The organism is Actinophytocola sp., assembly GCF_036555685.1.
Taxonomy (GTDB): Bacteria; Actinomycetota; Actinomycetes; order Mycobacteriales; family Pseudonocardiaceae; genus Actinophytocola.
Genome location: NZ_DATBKY010000057.1, coordinates 1 through 19004, shown reverse-complemented (window position 1 = coordinate 19004; position 19004 = coordinate 1). Strand labels below are relative to the sequence as shown.

Below are 19004 nucleotides of genomic sequence, written 5' to 3'. Positions count from 1 at the left end.
CTCGAAATCGGTGCTGACCAGCAATTTCGCGCTGTCACGAGCCGACCTAAGTCCCGCGCTGTCGACCGCTCCTGCCGGCTCGCCGGCCGGACCTGGGGGCTCAGATCCGCGACCCCGGACGGCGACTACGTAGACATCCGCGCCGACCGCCGAATACCACACTCTGATCACCCGGCTGGCGGTGCCCTCCCCAGCCACCGATTCCCGATACACCAGTCCCTGTGGATAAAGACCTGGGGATTGTGGACAGGTGGACATGTCCTGTGGACAGCGCTATTGGTACGTGTGGGTGAGACGCGCCACTATGGCGACTACGCTATGAAAAACCTGGGTTGAGTGGAACTGACTCAACTTTGCTGACGTTGACGTAGTGAAGGACTGCTGCGCACACGAGGTGAGGGGAATTGGACTCTTTCAACCCGACGACTAAAACCCAGCAGGCGATCTCGTCGGCGGCACAGGCCGCGACCATGGCCGGCAATCCGGATGTCACTCCGGTGCATCTGCTGGGCGCTTTGCTGGCGCAGGGTGACGGGCTGACCGCGCCGCTGCTGCAGGCCGTGGGCGCCGATCCGAGCGTGATCCGCAAGGAGCTCGACCAGCTGTCCAACGGGCTGCCCTCGGCGACCGGCGCCACCGTGTCCGCGCCGCAGCTCGACGGACGTGCGCTGCGCGCGGTCACGCAGGCCCAGAAGCTGGCGACGGAGATGGGCGACGAGTTCGTCTCGACCGAGCACCTGCTGGTCGGCCTCGCGAGCGAGGGCGGCCCGGTGGCCGACCTGCTCAACCGGCACGGCGCCACGCCGGACGCGCTGCGCGAGGCGTTCGTCAAGGTCCGCGGTTCCGCGCGCGTCACCAGCCCCGACCCGGAGGGCACCTACCAGGCGCTGGACAAGTACGGCGTCGACCTCACCGAGCGTGCGCGCAAGGGCGAGCTCGACCCGGTGATCGGCCGCGACGCGGAGATCCGCCGGGTCGTGCAGGTGCTGTCCCGGCGCACGAAGAACAACCCGGTGCTGATCGGCGAGCCGGGCGTCGGCAAGACCGCGATCGTCGAGGGGCTTGCCCAGCGGATCGTGGCCGGCGACGTGCCGCAGTCGCTGCTCGGCAAGCGTGTGGTCGCGCTCGACCTGGGGGCGATGGTCGCCGGCGCGAAGTTCCGCGGTGAGTTCGAGGAGCGGCTCAAGGCGGTACTCAAGGAGATCACCGAGTCGGCCGGCCAGGTCATCACGTTCATCGACGAGCTGCACACGATCGTCGGCGCGGGCGCGACCGGCGAGGGCGCGATGGACGCCGGCAACATGATCAAGCCGATGCTCGCCCGCGGTGAGCTGCGGATGGTCGGTGCCACGACGCTCGACGAGTACCGCCAGCACATCGAGAAGGACGCCGCGCTGGAGCGACGCTTCCAGCAGGTCCTGGTCGGCGAGCCGAGCGTGGAGGACACGGTCGGTATCCTGCGCGGGCTCAAGGAGCGCTACGAGGTCCACCACGGCGTGCGGATCACCGACGGCGCGCTGGTCGCGGCGGCGACCCTCTCCGACCGCTACATCACCGCACGGTTCCTGCCGGACAAGGCGATCGACCTGGTCGACGAGGCCGCGTCGCGGCTGCGCATGGAGATCGACTCCCGGCCCGTCGAGATCGACGAGGTCGAGCGCGCGGTGCGCCGCCTCGAGATCGAGGAGATGGCGCTCGAGAAGGAGGAGGACGAGGCGTCCCGGCAGCGGCTGGCGGCGCTGCGGGCCGAGCTCGCCGAGAAGCGCGAGCACCTCTCCGCGCTGACCGCCCGCTGGCAGAACGAGAAGGGCTCGATCGAGCGGGTCCGCGAGCTCAAGGAGCAGCTCGAGCAGCTGCGGGGCGAGTCGGAGCGGGCCGAGCGCGACGGCGACCTGGGGCGGGCCGCCGAGCTGCGGTACGGCCGGATCCCGGGGCTGGAGAAGGAGCTCGAGGAGGCGACGCGGACCGCGGAGCACGCGGAGGAGCAGGTCATGCTCAAGGAGGAGGTCGGCCCGGACGACGTGGCCGACGTCGTGTCCGCGTGGACCGGCATCCCGGCCGGCCGGCTGCTCGAGGGCGAGACCGCGAAGCTGCTGCGCATGGAGGAGGCGATCTCCACGCGGGTCATCGGCCAGGCCGAGGCCGTGCGCGCGGTGTCCGACGCCGTCCGCCGGGCGCGTGCCGGCGTGGCCGACCCCGATCGGCCGACTGGTTCGTTCCTGTTCCTCGGCCCGACCGGTGTCGGCAAGACGGAGCTGGCCAAGGCGCTGGCGGAGTTCCTGTTCGACGACGAGCGCGCGATGGTGCGCATCGACATGAGCGAGTACTCCGAGAAGCACTCGGTGGCCCGGCTCGTCGGCGCGCCGCCCGGCTACGTCGGCTACGACCAGGGCGGTCAGTTGACCGAGGCGGTACGGCGGCGGCCGTACAGCGTGGTGCTGCTGGACGAGGTGGAGAAGGCGCACCCGGACGTGTTCGACGTGCTGCTACAGGTCCTCGACGACGGCCGGCTGACCGCCGGTCAGGGCCGGACGGTGGACTTCCGGAACACGATCCTGGTGCTGACCTCGAACCTCGGCTCGCAGGCGATCGCGGACGCGACGCTGGACGAGCGGCAGCGCAAGGACGCGGTGCTCTCGGTGGTGCAGCGCCACTTCAAGCCGGAGTTCCTGAACCGGCTCGACGACGTGGTGGTGTTCCACTCGCTGGCGACCGAGGAGCTCACGTCCATTGTGGACATCCAGGTGACGCAGCTGGGCAAGCGCCTGGCCGGTCGCCGGCTGACCCTGGACGTCTCCGCGGCGGCGCGCGACTGGCTGGCCCTGAACGGCTTCGACCCGGTGTACGGCGCCCGCCCGCTGCGTAGGCTGGTGTCGTCGGCGATCGGCGACCAGCTGGCGAAGTCCCTGCTGGCCGGCGAGATCCGCGACGGCGACACGGTCCGCGTGGACGTGGCGGATGACAACTCCGGCCTGATCGTCGGCCGCGCCCTGTAAGCGACGTAGGTCCGCGAGTCCACAACGGACTCGCGGGCCGCGCGCTGTCCACAACCCGCGAGCTTGTCCACAGAACGCGACTGACCACCCTTTTTGTCAGCCCTCCCCGGTAAACTGACGGTCACGAGGGGTGCCCCCGGAGAGGGCGGGGGCTACGTTTCTTGCGTTCTGCACGCGCGTGCGCGCGTGGGTAGTCGCGTTCTTGGGGGCGGTCGTGGGTGGGAGCTATCTCGAGCTTGCCGAGGCTGGGTGGCGGTGGGTGCTCGACCAGGTGCGCTGGGACGAGGACGGGCCCTGGATTCCCGAGTCCGTGCCGGGGGCCTTCAACCCCGAGTACCGCGACGGCATGCACAGCGGCATCGGCAGCCTCGCGCTCGTGCTCGCCGACGTGCGGCTCAGCCGCGACTGGACCGGCGAGGAGCAGCGGCTCGCCGACACGATCGTCGAGCGCCTCCATGCCGTTACTCCACATGAGACGGAGTACGGCTACTTCGACGGCCTGGTCAGCACCATCGGCGTGCTCACCGCGCTCGGCGAGCAGCCGGACGCCGCAGTCCAGCGACTCCGGACGCTCGCCACGCCCGACGGCTGGCCGCAGACCTTCCTGCAGCCACCCCGTTTCCTGCCGAACGCCCGCGTCAACGACCTCGTGCTCGGCACGGCCGGCGTCCTGCTCGGCGCGCTGTGGGCGAGGCGCGCGGGCGCCAAGGACGCCGGCGAGCTTGCCGCGCACGCCGCCGCCGTGCTCCTCGCCGAAGGCGAAACCACGCCGGCCGGGCTGAACTGGTCCTTCGTGCCCGTCAGGTTCCGCACCGACGGCGACGTCCAGATGCCCAACTTCTCCCACGGCGTCGCCGGCATCGCGGCCGCCCTCGCGCTCGCGGGTGCGGAGCTCGGCCGGCCTGACCTCACCGACGCTGCCCGCCGGGGCGCAGAGCATCTGGTGACCCTCGGGGACGCGTCGGCGGGCGGCTTCGTCGTCCCGCGCCGGATCCCGCCGGCCGTGGACCTGGACCAGGTCACGTTCACCTGGTGCCACGGCCCGGCCGGCACGTCGCTGCTCTTCCCCGCCCTGGAACGAGCCGGCGTCGGCACGATCGCCGGAGAGCCGACGGCGCAGTGGCATCGGCGGTGCCTCCACAGCGTCCGCACCTCGGGCGTCCCGAAGCGCCTGCACCCCGGCTTCTGGGACAACGACGGCCGCTGCTGCGGCACGGCCGGCGTCGGCGAGGTCTTCCTCGACTCCTGGCAGCGCAACGGAAACGGCGACGACCTCGAGTTCGCCTGCCACCTCGCCGACACGCTCGTCGACCGCGCGATGGGCGACGGTGAGCACGCGTACTGGCGGTTCGTCGAACACCGGGCGAAGGAGCCGCTGCTGCCACCCGGCGTCGGCTGGATGCAGGGCACCGCCGGCATCGCGGCGTTCCTCTTCCGCACCGCGCGGGTCGTGACCGGCGACCGGGCCGTGGTCGCGCGCATGGACAACTGGTGGGCGCTCGAGCGGCCGGCGTGAACCGGCCGTCCGGCACCGCGGTCAGCCGGCGGCGAGCAGCTCGTCCAGCTTCTTGTAGCCGGCGATCACGCCCTCGTCCATGCCACTCGAAAGGATCATGTCCCGGCCCTCGAAGCTGTCCACCAGGGTCATGTCCGTCAGCCGTGTGCGGCCGTCGGGCAGCGCCTCGAACGTCAGGGTGTTCAGGATCGCGCCGTCACCCATGCCGTCCATCGACTGCGTCTGCACGAGCCGATCCGGCGAGCGCACCTCGTGGAACGAGCCCCAGAACGTCACCAGCTCCTCCGTGCCGCGCAGCATCGTGTACCGGTAGCTGCCGCCGCTCACCGCGTCCCACTTGTCCAGCCGGACCGACGTGGTGTCCGGCCCGAGCCAGCGCACGAACACCTCCGGGTCGGTGAACGCGCGGAACACTCTCTCCGGCGGCGCGTCGAACTCGCGCACGATGCGGATCACCGGCACCGCGGCGTCGGCCTCGATGCGGGTCTCGGGGGTTGCCGTCGTGGTCATGATGCTTCTCCTCGTCGCTTGTGCGGTTGCCCGTGCGGCCGCGTGCGTGGCTGCGTATGTGGCACCGCGTCGTCGGACATCTCCGCCAGCACCGCGTCGAGGCGGCGGAACCGGTCCTCGGCCGCGCGGCGGTAACGCTCGATCCACCTGGTCATGAGGTCGAACACCTCCGCCTCGAGGTGGCACGGGCGGCGCTGGGCGTCCCGGGACCGCGTCACCAGGCCGGCGTCCTCGAGCACCTTCAGGTGTTTGGAGACCGCCTGCACCGACACGTCGTACGGCTCGGCGAGCTGGCCGACAGTCGCGTCCCCGACCGCGAGCCTCGCCACGATGTCCCGCCGGATCGGATCCGCGAGCGCCCCGAACACCCGTGAGAGCCGGTCGTCGACCACCGCGACCTCCTTCTTCAACCAATTGGTTGTAGAAGACGGTACGGCCGGCGCGACATCTTTGTCAACCAATTGGTTGTCGAAGGCGCGCCGGATCTTGGTTGGTCCACCCGGGCTACTACGCTCTCCGCCGTGGGAATACCGGCATGGGTCTGGTTCGCCTTCGCGGCCGTCCTCGCGATCGCCGGTGCCCTGGTCCTGATGCGCGACCGGGCCCGGCTCACCTCCCGCAACCGGGAGCGCCGCCGCTGGGCCGCCTTGCGCGGCTGGCAATTCGCCGAGACCGACCACGTCCTGCCGGACCAGTGGACCGGCGGCGCGATCGCCTTCCACGGCGGCGGCATCGCCCGTGACGTCGTCGCCGGCTCGACGTTCACCGCCGACGGCCGCCGCCGGGTGTACGTCTTCGACCTCGAGACGAACGGCCGGATCACCGCGGTGATCGCCGCCGTCCAGTGCCGGCGCACGCTGCCCGCGATCGTCGAGCTGTGGCTGCCGAGCGCGCCGTTCCAGCGCGAGCACATGCCCGAGCTGCTCGGCCCGGTCGGCCAGCGGTACGCGTTCGTCTCCGACCTGTCCGCCGCACGCGGGCTGATCACCCCGGACCTCGTCGACGCCACCGAGGAGATCGGCGCGGACATCGCGGTCACCTGGATCGAGGGCGGCTGGGTGCTCGCCGGCGCCTCCCCGCACGCGAGCCCGTCGCGGCTCGAGCGGCTGCTGCGCGGCATCGGCGAGGTGGCCGACGTGATCGATCCTTTTGACGCCGAGATCGACCCGGTCGGCGAGCACGAACACCCGACCGGACGGCACGGCGAGCGCCGCGAGTAGATCGGCGGTTCTTCGGGTCACCCGTTCGGTGAGCCATTAGGTTGTCCACATGCCAACAGCGCTCGTCACCGGGGCGACGGCCGGCATTGGCGCCGCGTTCGCCCGCAAGCTCGCCGCCGAGGGGTATGACCTGGTGATCGTGGCCCGCACGAGAGACCGCCTCCGGGAGGTGGCCGCCGAGCTGGCCGAAGGGCACGGCGTCGACGTCCAGCCGATGACCGCGGACCTGTGCACGACGCGTGCCCGCAAGCGGGTCGAGGAGCGGCTGGCCGACACGGAGAAGCCGATCGACCTGCTGATCAACAACGCCGGCTTCGGCACCCGCGGCGCGTTCGCGGAGACCGACCCGGAGCTGCTGCAGGCGCAGCTCGACCTCAACGTGACCACCGTGCTGCGGCTGACGCGCGCGGCGCTGCCGGGCATGATCGCCCGCGGGCACGGCGGCATCGTGAACGTGTCCAGCGTGGCCGGCTTCTTCCCCGGCACGGGCCCGACCTACTCCGCCAGCAAGGCCTGGGTGACCACGTTCTCCGAGGGCATGGCGGCGACCGTCGCCGGCACCGGCGTGCGGGTCGTCGCGCTCGTCCCCGGCTTCACGCGCACGGAGTTCCACGACCGCGCCGGCGACGACATGACCGACCTGCCGGCCCGGCTGTGGCTCGACGCGGACAAGGTCGTCGCCGACTGCATGCGTGACCTGCGGCGCGGCCGGACGCGCTCGGTGCCGGGCCTGCCGTACAAGGCACTGCTGGCCGTGCCACGGCTGCTGCCGCGCGGGCTGCTGCGGAGGTTCGAGACGAAGGCGACCGCGGGGCGCGACCGCACCTGACGCGGGGCGAGGGGGAAGCACGAGTGGACATCGGGATGGTCCTGCTGATCATCGCCGTCGTGGTCGCGGTCGGCGCGATCATGTACTTCCAGCACAAGGCACGCCAGAAGAAGATCGCGGAGTTCGCCGCGTTCGCGGCGCAGCGGGGCTGGCGCTACACCGAGCGGGACCGCTCGCTCGCCGACCGGTTCCTCGGCGAGCCGTTCGGCCGCGGGCACGGCCGCAACGCCGAGCACGTGCTGCGCGGCGAGCACCGCGGCCGGCAGGTCATGGCGTTCGAGTACAGCTACAAGGAGACCCACGGCAGCGGCCAGGACCGGCGCACCGACACGTACACGCACACGGTCGTCGCGCTGTCGCTGCCGTCGGACAAGCCGATGCTGCAGATCGGCCGCGAGGGCTTCGGGCGCAAGCTGCTCGGCTTCGTCGGCGTGCGGGACCTGCAGCTGGAGAGCGAGCAGTTCAACGAGACGTTCCACATCAAGACCGACAACGACCGGTTCGCCTACGACATCCTGCATCCGCGGATGATGGAGTGGATGCTCGCCGACGAGCGGGCGCTGAGCACGCCCTTCCGGTTCGAGCGCGGCGACCTGATGACGTGGGACCGGGACAAGATCGACCTGCGGAAAGTCCAGTGGATGCTCGAATATCTCTGCGACGTGGTCGACCAGGTGCCAAGCTTCGTCTGGAAATCCTGAGAGGACGAGGCGAGATGACCCAGCCACCCGGGTGGTACCCGGAGCAGCCCGGCTCCACGATCCTTCGCTGGTGGGACGGCAACCAGTGGACCCAGCACACCCAGCAGCAGCAACAACAGCAGCCGCCGCGCAGTGACGCGAGCCCCTGGGAGTTCCAGATCGGCCGCGGTCCGGACCCGGACAAGATCCGCAAGCAGACACGCGCGGCCGGCGTCGGCCAGGTCGGGTACGGCGGCGGAACGCTGTTCACCGAGCCGGTGCTCGTGGTGAACCAGAAGGTCAAGCTCATCGAGATGGCCAACGAGTACCAGGTGTTCGACCAGCACGGCCGTCAGATCGGCTCGGTGGCGCAGGTCGGCCAGTCCGCGCTGAAGAAGGCCGTCCGCTTCTTCTCCAGCTACGACCAGTTCCTCACCCACCGCTTCGAGGTGCGCGACGTCAACCACCAGCCCGTGCTGATGCTGACCCGCCCGGCGAAGGTGTTCAAGTCGCGCATGATCGTCTCGCGGCCGGACGGCGCCGAGATCGGCCAGATCGTGCAGGACAACGTGTTCGGCAAGATCCGCTTCAGCTTCGTCGTCGGCGAGCAGCAGATCGGTGGCATCCAGGCGGAGAACTGGCGCGCGTGGAACTTCGCGGTGCAGGACCACACCGGCGCGGAGATCGCCCGCATCACGAAGACGTGGGAGGGCTTCGCGAAGACGATGTTCACCACGGCCGACAACTACGTCGTGCAGATCCACCGGCCGCTGCCGGATCCGCTCGCGAGCCTCGTAGTGGGCGCGGCGCTCACCGTCGACACGGCGCTGAAGCAGGACGAACGCGGTTTCGGCTGACGCTCGTCACATCCGGGCGCGCCTAGCGGGGTTTTTGTCGGTGGGGCATGAGAGAGTCGCGGACGTGCGTACCGCTCCTGCTGTTGACCTGTCGGCGAAACGGGAACTGGCCCGGTTGGTGTCCGAGCTGGCGGTCGTGCACGGCCGGGTCGTGCTGGCCTCGGGCAAGGAAGCCGACTACTACGTCGACCTCCGGCGCGCCACGCTGCACCACGCGGCGGCGCCGCTGATCGGCCGGCTGCTGCGCCAGCTCACCGCAGACTGGGACTACGTCGCGGCCGGCGGGCTCACGCTCGGCGCGGACCCGGTTGCCGGCGCGATGATGCACGCCGCCGCGGCGGTCGGCGAGGTGCTGGACGTGTTCGTGGTGCGCAAGTCCGCCAAGGAGCACGGGATGCAGCGGCGGATCGAGGGCATCGAGGTCGCGGGCCAGCCGGTGCTCGCCGTCGAGGACACCTCGACCACGGGCGGCAGCGTGCTCACCGCGGTGGACGCGCTGACCGAGGCGGGCGCGACGGTCGTCGGCGTGGCCACCGTGGTGGATCGGGACACCGGCGCGCGCGAGGCGATCGAGGCGCGCGGGCTGGCGTACCGGTACCTGCTCGACCTGTCCGACCTGGGGCTCTAGCTCGCCTGTCGACCCGCGCCGGGGCACGTGACGCGATAGCCTGCCCGAGTGGACGCAGCAGTGATCATCATCCTCGTTGTCGTAGCGATCATCGTGATCGCCGTCGTCGCGTTCATCGCGAGCTACAACAAGTTCGCGAGACAGCGCAACACGATCGAGGAGTCCTGGCGCCAGATAGATGTGGAGCTGCAGCGCCGGCACGACCTGATCGGCAACCTCGTCGAGGTCACCAAGGCGGCCGCGAAGTTCGAGCAGCAGACGCTGACCCGGGTCGTCGAGGCCCGCACCCATGCGGTCGCGGCGCAGGGCGCGGGCCCGGCCGCACAGGCGAACGCGGAGCGCTCGCTGAACGGCGCACTGGCGAACTTCTTCGCGGTGGCCGAGCAGTACCCGAACCTGAAGGCGAACCAGGACTTCGTGTACCTCCAGCAGCAGATGGTCGAGTGCGAGGACCGGATCGCGGCTGGGCGGCGCTTCTACAACGGCAACGTGCGCGCGTTCAACACGAGGTTCGACACGTTCCCGTCGAGCATGATCGCGAACCTCGGCAAGTTCCAGAAGAAGGAGTACTACGAGGTCGACGACCCGCAGGTGCGTGCGGCGCCGTCCCTCGAGGGCGCGTTCGACAGCCTGAACGAGCCGGTGACCCCCACGCCGCCGATCGGCATCGCCCAGCAGCAGGCCGCGGCCGTGTCGTCCGCACCCACGCCGCCTCTGGGCACCCAGCAGGTCCTGCCCACGCAAGAGCCGGCTCCACCTGTCCAGCCGGCCGCGCCGGCGCAGGCCCCGCAGGCGCCCCCGCCGTCGATGAACGGCAACGCCGCGCTACCCGATCACCGGCCACCACCGGCGAACCCACCCCAGGACTGACGCCGACCCGGGGCACGTGTGGGGGTCTCCGGGCGAGGTTGAGTGGTCCGGATTCAGAAGCTTGAGCCCGCGGGTGGCAGCCTTTCGTCACGCTCGAGAATCGCTCTGTCGCAGCTGGTTGACGGCCCTCCATCCGGGCCGCGATGTGCACCCTGACCAGTGATTTCCCGGTACATTTGATTTATGGCTGGGGTCCTGATAGGCGTCACGGTGGTCATCCACGTCGTGGCGCTGCTCTACATCGGACTCGGCGGGTTCCTCGCCTGGAGATGGCCCAAGACGATCTTCGTGCACGTGTTCTTCGCGATCTGGGGCGTCGCGATCAACACGTTGCCGATCATCTGCCCGCTCACCGCACTCGAGGACTACTTCCGCGGCCTGCAAGGGCTCGACCCGCTTCCCGGCGGCTTCAACGAGTACTACATCTACGGCCACGTCATCCCGCGTCCCCTCCTGCCCGTCGTCGCGGTCGGGGCCGTCATACTGCTGATCGTGTCCTACGTCGGCGTCTACATCCGGTGGCGCAACAGCCATCGCGAGGGCCACCACCCCACCGTTCCGGCGGCATGACGGGCGGCATGACCGGCCCCACGGAGTGGGAGTTCGGCGAGCCGGTCGGAGTCGGGCCCTGGGAAGGCGAGTGGCCGAAGGACGACCGGTACGACCCGGCCCTCCTGCGGGAGGGCGACCGCCGCAACGTCGTCGACCACTACCGCTACTGGCGCCGCGACGCCGTCGTCGCCGACCTCGACCAGCGCAGGCACGACTTCCACGTCGCCATCGAGAACCTCCAGCACGACCACAACATCGGCACCGTCGTGCGCACCGCCAACGCCTTCGCCGCCAGGGCGGTGCACATCGTCGGCCGGCGGCGCTGGAACCGCCGCGGCGCCATGGTCACCGATCGCTACCAGCACCTCGAGCACCACCCGGACGTCGAGCACCTGCTGAAGTTCGCCGCCGCCGAGGACCTCGTGATCGTCGGCGTCGACAACACGCCCGGCTCCCAGCGGGTCGAGACCGCCGAGCTACCGCGGCGCGCGCTGCTCCTCTTCGGCCAGGAAGGGCCGGGTCTCACGCCGCAGGCGCGCGAGGCCGCCGCCATGACCGTGTCGATCGCCCAGTTCGGCTCGACCCGCTCGATCAACGCGGGTGTCGCGGCGGGCATCGTCATGCACGCGTGGATCCGCCGGCACGCGGATCTCGACCAGGCCTGGTGACTAGACCGGCTCGACGTCCACCGGGATGCCGTTCAGCACGGCCGTCCCGGACAGCGCGTCGAGCAACGTGTCGTCCGCAAGCAGGTTCGTGTTCACGCCCGCGTGCGCCCGCGCAACCGTCGCGCGCGTGCCGTCCACGTCGTGGCCCCAGCCGTGCGGAATGCTCACCACGCCCGGCCGGATCGCGTCGGTGACCTCCACCGGGATCTCGACCTTGCCGGCCCGCGACCGCACCACCGCCCGCGCGCCGTCGACCAGCCCGAGGCGGCTCGCGTCGGCCGGGTTCACCTGGGCCGTGCACCGGTTCCGCCCGCGTACCAAGGGTTCCAGGTTGTGCATCCACGAGTTGTTCGACCCGAGCTGCCGCCGGCCGATCAGGACCAGCCGCCCGTCGAGCGGCTCGGTGAGCAGCGCGGCCAGGCGCGGCACGTCCGCCACGATCTCGGCCGGCGCCAGCTCGACGCGGCCGCTCGCCGTCGACAGCGCGTCCGGCAGCCGCGGCCGCAGCGGACCGAGGTCCACTCCGTGCGGCGCCGCTTCCAGGTCGGCGAGCGTCAGGTCGTACGGACCACCGCGCAGCAGCAGGTCGATGATCCGCTCCGGACCCGTCCGCTCTCCGGCCGACGCCACGTCGACCCCGGCGCGGCGCGCGGCTTCCGCGGCCACCATCGCGTCGAGCGCCGACACGTCGGCCACCGGGCCCATGCCCGCCACGATCGCGGTCAGCCGCAGCAGCGTCGCCCACTCCTGCGGCACGTCCGTCGGCAGCGCGGCCGGCGTCCAGTTCGCGACGTTGCGGACCGCCAGCTGGTAGAGCGCCACGTCGTAGTGCGGGCGTTCCAGCGGCGTCGGCCCCGGCAGGATCACGTCCGCGTGCCGGCTCGTCTCGTTGAGGTAGACGTCCAGCGACACCATGAAGTCCAGCTGCGCCAAGGCATCCGCGAGCCGGCCGGCGTTCGGCGACGAGAGGCACGGGTTGCCGCACACCGTGACCAGCGCTCGCACCTGGCCCTCGCCCGGCGTCAGGATCTCGTCGGCCAGCGTGGCCACCGGCAGCTCGCCCATGACCTCGGGCAGCCCACGCACCCGGCTGCGCCACCGGCCGACCGTCCACGGCTTGCGCCTGCCCGGCCGCGCGTTCGGCTGTCCGGCGGCGGCGAGCGGGAACATCGCGCCGCCTTCCCGGTCCAGGTTGCCGGTCAGCACGTTCAGCACGTCCACGAGCCAGCTCGCCAGCGTGCCGAACGCCTGCGTCGTCGTGCCGATCCGCCCGTACACCGCGGCGCGCGGCGCGGCGGCCAGCTCCCGGGCCATCCGGCGGATCTCGTCCGCGGCGAGCCCGGTCCGCTCCGCCACGGCCTCGGGCGTGAAAGGTGCCGCGAGTTCGCGCACCTCCGCGACGCCGGCGACGTGCGGGGCGAGGTCGCCCAGCGCCGCGAGGCCGTCCGCGAACAGCACGTTGACCAGTGCGAACAGCAGCAACGCGTCCGTGCCCGGGCGGATCGCGTGGTGCTCGTCCGCGGACTCGGCGGTCCGCGACCGCTTCGGGTCGACCACGACGATCTTGCCGCCACGCGAACGGATCCCGCGCAGCCGGCCGCGCACGTCCGGCGCGGTCATCAGGCTGCCGTTGGACACGAGAGGGTTCGCACCGAGCAGCAGCAGGTGGCTGGTCCGGTCGAGGTCGGGCACGGGGATCGTCAGCGGGTGGCCGAACATCAGGCCCGACGAGTAGTGCTTGGGCAGCTGGTCGAGCGTGCTCGCGGTGTAGAAGTTCTTGGTGCCGACGGCCTTGAAGAAGGCCGACCCGTACAGCGCGGTCGACGTGTTGTGCACCGACGGGTTGCCCGCGTAGATCGCGACCGCGTCCCGCCCGTGCTGGGCGAGCAGCGGCGGCAGGCGCCGGTCGATCTCGGCGAACGCCTCCTCCCACGTCGCCTCGACGAGTTCTCCGTCGCGGCGGACCAGCGGTGTGCGCAGCCGGTCGGGGTCGTCGTGCAGCGCGCCGAGCGACGCCCCCTTGGGGCAGATGAAGCCGCGCGAGAACACGTCCGCGGCATCCCCGCGCGTGCCCGTGACCGTCGAGCCGTCCAGCGTCACCTCCAGCCCGCAGGTCGCTTCGCACAGCGGGCAGGTGACGTGCGCGGTCGACATGACCACAACTGTTGCACAGCTTGATGACATCACTCGTCCGGCGGACACTTCGGAACCGATCCAGCCGCGACGATTGATACGTGAGTCAACGAGCGGAGTATGCGGAGGGCGCCGCCGAGGAGTCGCCCAGCCTCTGGGCCGCGCGCGCGGCGGTCGCCGAGCGCGCGGTGCTCGCCCGGCACCTGCGGCGGGTCTGGGCGCTGCCCGGCACCCGGCTCGGCCTGGCCGGCTGGCCGCCCACCTCCCGCCAGCGCCTGCATTGGAACTGGAACTACTGGTGGCAGGCGCACTTGCTGGACTGCCTCGTCGACGCGCAGCTGCGCCACCCGCATCCCGGCCGCGCATCGACGATCAACCGGCTGGTCCGCGGTGTGCGGCTGCGCAACTTCGGCAAGTGGACCAACGACCTCAACGACGACATCTCCTGGCTCGGCCTCGCGCTGCTGCGCGCGCACGAGTGCGAGGAGATCGCGATCGCCAAGCCGCTGAGCCGGATCACCGACCAGCTGCGCGGCGAGTGGACCGACCACGCAGGCGGCGGGATCTGGTGGAAGCGCGGCGGGGACTTCAAGAACGTGCCGGCCAACGGCCCGGCCGCGATCCTGTTCGTCCGGTGGTCGGACGCCGGCGGCGAGCGGTCGGACCGGCAGCGGGCCCGCTCGATGACCGAGTGGATGGAGAAGGTCCTCGTCGACGAGAAGACCGGCCTGCTGTGGGACGGGCTGTACGTGACGCCGGACGGGGATATCCGTGACTTCGTGAAGATCGTCTATACCTACTGCCAGGGCGTGTTCCTCGGCGCGTGCGTCGAGCTCGCCGAGGGCGACACGTCCGGCGTGTGGGTGTCGCGGGCCGAGCGGACGATCCGGGCGGTGGCCACCCACCTCGCCGACGACGGCGTGCTGCGCGGGCGCGGCGGCGGGGACGGCGGATTGTTCGCCGGCATCCTCGCCCGCTACCTCGCGCTCGCCGCGGCCCGGCTGCCGAAGTTCGGCTCGGACGGGGGCGAGGTCGCGTCGCGGCTGGTCCTCGCCTCGGCGGAGGCGGCGTGGAAGAACCGGGCACTGGCCCGCGGCGGCCCGCTGTTCGGGCCGGAGTGGTCGCGACCGGCACAGGAGCCGCGGTCGGCGACGCAGAAGCTGGTGGAGCGGGACCTCTCGGTGCAGCTGTCGGGGTGGATGACGCTCGAAGCGGCCGCGGCGCTGGAACGGGCTCAACTAGGTTCCCCCAGGTGACCGTACTGATCGTGACCGGGGGCGGCCGGGGCATCGGCGCCGCCGTGTGCCGCCTCGCCGCCCGCCAGGGCTACACCGTGGTGATCAACTACACGTCCGACCGCATCGCGGCCGAGGAGCTGCGCGACGAGATCACCGCGTCGGGCGGTGAGGCCGTCGTGGTGGCGGGCGACGTCGCCGACGAGGCCCACGTGCGCCGCCTGTTCGACACCGCCGCCGAGCACGGCGAGCTGGCCGGCGTGGTCGCCAACGCGGGGATCACCGGCAACACGCCCGGCCGGCTCGCCGAGCAGGACGCGCGGGTCGTGCGCCGGGTCCTCGACGTCAACGTGGTCGGCGTCTTCCTGTGCGCCCGCGAGGCCGTGCTCCGCATGTCGACGCGGCACGGTGGAAGCGGTGGCGCGATCGTCGCCGTGTCGTCGACCGCAGCCCGCCGTGGCTCGCCCGGCGAGTGGGTGCACTACGCCGCCAGCAAGGCCGCCGTCGACACGCTCGTCCACGGGCTCGCGCTCGAGGTCGCCGAGGAGGGCGTCCGGGTCAACGCGGTCGCCCCCGGCATGGTGGAGACCGGCCTGCACGCGGCCGCGGGCATGCCCGACCGGCCACGGCAGAAGGCGCCGATCATCCCGATGAAGCGCGCGGGAACGCCGGAGGAGATCGCCGAAGGCGTGCTGTGGTTGCTCTCGCCTGCCGCGTCGTACGTGACGGGCGCGGTGCTGCCGATCAGCGGCGGGCTCTAGCTCGAGGCCAGGACCGGTCAGGCCGCGCGGGACCACAGGACGAGCTGGATCCCGTCCGGGTCACGTAAGGCGATCACCTTGGCGCCCGGCGCGGACTGCTCCTCGGTGATCGGTGAGAAGGTGACGCCGTGCTCGGTGAGCCGATCCGTCCACTCCCGTAAGCACTCGTTGTTGGGCACGCTGAACGACAGGTGGTCCAGCCCGGGACGGCGCTCGTCGAACAGCGTCCGCTCCGCGTCGGGGTGCTGCACCAGCGTCAGCGTGATGCCGAAGCCGGGCCCGCGCAGGAAGACCTTGCGCGCGCCGGTATCCATCTCGTCGCGGCCGATGGTCGAGAACCCGAGCACGCGCTCGTACCACGGGACGCTCCGGTCCACGTCCGTCACGGTGAGCGCGACATGGTGAACCCCGGTCAACGTGGGCATCAGAGTCCTTTCCGGCCCGTTCGGGGGCGAGCCGACCCAGCCATACTGCCCCAGGCGGGTGACGAAACGGCCGCCGTTACTGGATCTTTTGCAGGCCGAGACTTAAGCGCTCAGTCGCCGGCCTTGGCGCTGACCGTCTCGGCCTCGACCGGCCGGTGCATCTCCTGGCGGTACCGCCAAACGCCCCACACGGTGCCGACCACGAAGAACGCGATGCTCGCCCACAACGCCACCGCCTTGAGCCACGGCAGGTCCTCGATGAGGCCGGCGGCGTAGAAGCCGACCAGCACGAGCGTCGGCACCCAGGCGATCCCGCCGAGCGAGGTGGCGAACAGGAAACGTCGCGTGTCCATCTTCGCCGCACCCGCGATCAGCGGGGCCAGCGTCCGGATCCATGGCAGCCACCGGGCGAGCACGACCGCCCAGAAACCGCGCCGGTCCAGGAAGTCCCGGGCGCGGTCGAGGTTCTCGTGGTTGAGCACGCGGCCGCCCCGCCGGGCGATCAGCGCGTTGCCCGTCTTGTTCCCGATGTAGTAGCCGATCATGTTGCCGACGACCGCGGTAGCGGTCGCCACGAGCGACAGCGCCCAGGCGCTGGCCTCGTTGTCGTGCTGCGCGAGCACCACGCCGGCGGCGAAGAGCAGCGAGTCGCCGGGCAGGAACAGGCCGACGATGAACGCGCACTCGGTGAACACGAAGCCGAGCACGATGAGCCATACCATGACCGGTCCGGCGGATTCGAGCACGCCGGTGGCGAGCACGCTCGATTCCGCCAGGACTGTGGACACGACAGGTAGCGTACGTCCCTTCCGGATGGCGCACTCCGGGAACCGGACGTTATTCGGCCTTCCTCAACCTCGTGGCCACGTCGGAGTCTGCTCGGCGACGCGCGGTGATCGAACGACTCCGGTGGTCATCAGGCGGCCGCGGTGACGGCGGTCGCCGAGCGGAGGAAGTCGCCGATGTAGCGGATCGCGGCCCGGCCCTCGGGCAGCACCGGGTAGAAGGCCGGAAACACGTGCACCTGCCCGGGCCAGACCTGAAGCTCGCAGTGGCCGCCCGCGGCGCGCACGCTCTCCGCCATCCGCTCGGAGTCGCCGAGCAGGCATTCGGTGTCGCCGACCTGGATCAGCAGCGGTGGCCAGCGGCGCTTGGGGGCGGCCAGCACGTTGAGCCGGCGGGCGTCCGGGCCGTGCTCGCCCGCGTAGGTGCGTCCGCACTCCTTCGCCCGCTGCGGCGGCACGAACGGGTCCCGGCGAACCGCGTCCCGGTCGTCGAGCTCGGCGCAGGTCAGGTCCAGGAACGGCGAGAACATGACGGCCGCGGCCGGCATCGGCAGGCGGCGCCGGGACAGGTCCGCGAGCAGACCCGCCGTCAGGTGACCGCCCGCCGAGTCGCCCGCGACCACGATCTGCTCGGGCCGGTGCCCGTTCGCCAGCAGGTAGCGGTACGCGGCGAGCGCGTCGTCGGCGGCGGCCGGGAACGGGTGCTCGGGCGCGCGCCGGTAGTCGACGAGGAACGCCGGTCGGCCGGTCGCGGCCGACAGCGCGGCCACGAAGTGCCGGTGGGTCTTGCGGGAGCCGAACACGAAGCCGCCGCCGTGCAGGTAGAGGAGCACCCCTGCGCTCTCGGCCGCGCGGCGGCCGGTGACCCACACGCCGCGGACCGTGCCGCCGGCCGTGTCCTCGTGCACGGGGCGGAAGCGGGTGCCGCGCGGGACCGGGGTCCAGCCGACGGCGTCGAAGGCCTCGCGAACCATCTGCAGCGTGGGGTTGCGGGTGATGCGGAAGCGCTCACCGATGGGGCGCACGCCGTTCATCATCAGCTGCGCGAGAGCCCGGCTCTGCACGCTGGGCGTGCTCGGTACCGGGCTCGGGGGCTGGTCGAGGAGGACGTCGACGGGCGAGTCGACGCGGTCCGGTCGCACCATCGCGCATCACCTCCTCGTCCCTCGTCATTGAGCAGACACCTTTGACTGTAAATCATCGACAAGTCGCTGTACTCACCCGAAAGTCGTGGACACGATTTCGGTTCTGCACCGGTTGAACTCACCCCTCGTGACTCAAGAGTCGGCCCCGGGACTCGAAATACGCTCGAGCGGGCGGTTACGGTTCAACCGTGACCACGCAAAACGACCTGCTGGTTGAGCTGCGGGCGAAGCTGGGTGACGACGCGGTCCTCGTCGACTCCGACGTGACCGACAGTTACCGCCGCGACATGATGCCGCTGGCCCCGTACGGGAAGCCGTTGGCCGTAGTGCTGCCTGGTGATGTGACGGAAGTGCGGGAAGTGGTGCGCGCCTGCGCGGCCGCGCGGGTGCCGGTCGTGCCGCGAGGTGCGGGCAGCGGTCTGTCCGGCGCGGCCAACGCGGTCGACGGCTGCGTGATGCTCGTGCTGACCAGGATGAACGAGATCCTGGAGGTCGACCCGGAGAACCGGCTCGCGGTCGTGCAGCCCGGCGTGGTGAACCTCGACCTGCGCAACGCGGCCGAGAAGCACGGGCTGTTCTATCCGCCGGACCCGGCAAGCTACGACTGGTGCACGATCGGCGGCAACCTGTCCACGAACGCTGGCGGGCTGTGCTGCGTCAAGTACGGAGTGACAACGGACTCGGTGCTGGGGCTGGAGGTCGTGCTCGCGGACGGCGAGGTGCTGCGGACCGGCAGGCGCACGGTCAAGGGCGTCGCCGGCTACGACCTGACGAAGCTGTTCATCGGCAGCGAGGGCACGCTCGGCGTGATCACCCGGGCCACGCTGGCGCTGCGGCCGCTGCCCCAGGCGCCCGGCACCATGGTGGCGGCGTTCGGCTCGGTCAGCGCGGCCGGCGCCGCGGTCAGCCGGGTGGTGCGCGAGGGGATCGTGCCGTCCCTGATGGAGATCATGGACGCCACGTCGATCAAGGCGGCCGAGTCCTACCTGAACACAGATCTCGGTGCCGGCTCGGACTGTCAGGCCTTGCTGTTGTGTCAGTCGGACACGGGCGGCGAGGCCGCGCAGCGGGAACTGGCCGCGCTGGAACAGATCTGCCTCGACTGCGGGTCGACCATGGCCTACGCCACGGACGACCTTGCCGAAGGAAAAATGCTCATGCAAGTCCGCCGGGTGGTGCTCACCGCACTCGAAC

General features: G+C 71.0%; 19 protein-coding genes. 13 read left to right on the top strand and 6 right to left on the bottom strand.

Annotation, left to right across the window (positions count from 1 at the left end; translation table 11 throughout):
* Window positions 1–404: 404 nt before the first annotated feature.
* Window positions 405–2996, top strand: coding sequence for an ATP-dependent chaperone ClpB (gene clpB, locus VH969_RS06380; RefSeq protein WP_331971848.1), 2592 nt, complete (start codon window positions 405–407; stop codon window positions 2994–2996).
* A gap of 214 nt (window positions 2997–3210) precedes the next feature.
* Window positions 3211–4512 (top strand): lanthionine synthetase LanC family protein, encoded by a 1302-nt coding sequence (locus VH969_RS06375; RefSeq protein ID WP_331971845.1) that lies wholly within the window; start codon window positions 3211–3213, stop codon window positions 4510–4512.
* Between the two features lie 21 nt (window positions 4513–4533).
* Here VH969_RS06375 and VH969_RS06370 read toward each other — a convergent pair whose 3' ends face one another.
* Together VH969_RS06370 and VH969_RS06365 are read right to left on the bottom strand one after the other, a co-directional pair.
* A complete protein-coding gene (locus VH969_RS06370) occupies window positions 4534–5022 on the bottom strand; it encodes an SRPBCC family protein (protein ID WP_331971842.1) in 489 nt (162 codons plus the stop codon).
* Window positions 5019–5414 (bottom strand): ArsR/SmtB family transcription factor, encoded by a 396-nt coding sequence (locus tag VH969_RS06365; RefSeq protein WP_331971920.1) that lies wholly within the window; start codon window positions 5412–5414, stop codon window positions 5019–5021. Before VH969_RS06365 ends, VH969_RS06370 begins: the two co-directional genes overlap by 4 nt.
* 129 nt (window positions 5415–5543) lie before the next feature.
* On the opposite strand from VH969_RS06365, the gene VH969_RS06360 reads away from it, so the two are divergent.
* The 8 genes from VH969_RS06360 (at window position 5544) to VH969_RS06325 (ending at window position 11326) form a co-directional block, all read left to right on the top strand.
* Window positions 5544–6242: a TtfA family protein gene (locus VH969_RS06360; protein ID WP_331971839.1), complete on the top strand. Its 699-nt coding sequence runs from the start codon at window positions 5544–5546 to the stop codon at window positions 6240–6242.
* 49 nt (window positions 6243–6291) lie between these two features.
* Window positions 6292–7071, top strand: coding sequence for an SDR family NAD(P)-dependent oxidoreductase (locus VH969_RS06355; RefSeq protein ID WP_331971836.1), 780 nt, complete (start codon window positions 6292–6294; stop codon window positions 7069–7071).
* Window positions 7072–7094: 23 nt separating this feature from the next.
* Entirely contained in the window at window positions 7095–7772 is a 678-nt protein-coding gene (locus tag VH969_RS06350) for a hypothetical protein (RefSeq protein WP_331971833.1), read from the top strand.
* A gap of 14 nt (window positions 7773–7786) precedes the next feature.
* Window positions 7787–8608 carry an LURP-one-related family protein gene (locus tag VH969_RS06345; protein WP_331971830.1) on the top strand — a complete coding sequence of 274 codons (822 nt, stop codon included), beginning with the start codon at window positions 7787–7789 and terminating at the stop codon, window positions 8606–8608.
* 40 nt (window positions 8609–8648) lie between these two features.
* The gene (pyrE, locus tag VH969_RS06340) at window positions 8649–9236 is read left to right on the top strand and encodes an orotate phosphoribosyltransferase (protein WP_331971827.1); all 588 of its coding nucleotides are present in this window, start codon (window positions 8649–8651) and stop codon (window positions 9234–9236) included.
* A 48-nt stretch (window positions 9237–9284) separates the two neighbouring features.
* Entirely contained in the window at window positions 9285–10106 is an 822-nt protein-coding gene (locus tag VH969_RS06335; RefSeq protein WP_331971824.1) for a LemA family protein, read from the top strand.
* Window positions 10107–10289: 183 nt separating this feature from the next.
* On the top strand, window positions 10290–10676 hold the full coding sequence (locus VH969_RS06330) for a DUF2784 domain-containing protein (protein ID WP_331971821.1): 387 nt from the start codon (window positions 10290–10292) through the stop codon (window positions 10674–10676).
* Window positions 10677–10684: 8 nt separating this feature from the next.
* Window positions 10685–11326 carry a TrmH family RNA methyltransferase gene (locus VH969_RS06325; protein WP_331971818.1) on the top strand — a complete coding sequence of 214 codons (642 nt, stop codon included), beginning with the start codon at window positions 10685–10687 and terminating at the stop codon, window positions 11324–11326.
* Here VH969_RS06325 and VH969_RS06320 read toward each other — a convergent pair whose 3' ends face one another.
* Entirely contained in the window at window positions 11327–13480 is a 2154-nt protein-coding gene (locus VH969_RS06320; protein WP_331971816.1) for a molybdopterin-dependent oxidoreductase, read from the bottom strand.
* An 80-nt stretch (window positions 13481–13560) separates the two neighbouring features.
* Here VH969_RS06320 and VH969_RS06315 point away from each other — a divergent pair, with 80 nt between their 5' ends.
* Window positions 13561–14715, top strand: a complete 1155-nt coding sequence (locus VH969_RS06315; protein WP_331971814.1) for a glycoside hydrolase family 76 protein — start codon at window positions 13561–13563, stop codon at window positions 14713–14715.
* On the top strand, window positions 14712–15455 hold the full coding sequence (locus VH969_RS06310) for an SDR family oxidoreductase (protein WP_331971811.1): 744 nt from the start codon (window positions 14712–14714) through the stop codon (window positions 15453–15455). Before VH969_RS06315 ends, VH969_RS06310 begins: the two co-directional genes overlap by 4 nt.
* A 17-nt stretch (window positions 15456–15472) precedes the next feature.
* Here VH969_RS06310 and VH969_RS06305 read toward each other — a convergent pair whose 3' ends face one another.
* The 3 genes from VH969_RS06305 to VH969_RS06295 all read right to left on the bottom strand — a co-directional run bounded on the left by VH969_RS06305 (window position 15473) and on the right by VH969_RS06295 (window position 17810).
* Complete coding sequence (locus VH969_RS06305; RefSeq protein WP_331971808.1) at window positions 15473–15880, bottom strand: VOC family protein; 408 nt, start codon at window positions 15878–15880, stop codon at window positions 15473–15475.
* 110 nt (window positions 15881–15990) lie between these two features.
* A complete protein-coding gene (locus tag VH969_RS06300) occupies window positions 15991–16668 on the bottom strand; it encodes a DedA family protein (protein ID WP_331971805.1) in 678 nt (225 codons plus the stop codon).
* Window positions 16669–16796: 128 nt separating this feature from the next.
* Window positions 16797–17810, bottom strand: a complete 1014-nt coding sequence (locus VH969_RS06295; RefSeq protein WP_331971801.1) for an alpha/beta hydrolase — start codon at window positions 17808–17810, stop codon at window positions 16797–16799.
* Window positions 17811–17998: 188 nt separating this feature from the next.
* On the opposite strand from VH969_RS06295, the gene VH969_RS06290 reads away from it, so the two are divergent.
* Window positions 17999–19004: FAD-binding oxidoreductase (locus VH969_RS06290; RefSeq protein WP_331971798.1), on the top strand; the 1006-nt coding region annotated here is incomplete at its 3' end.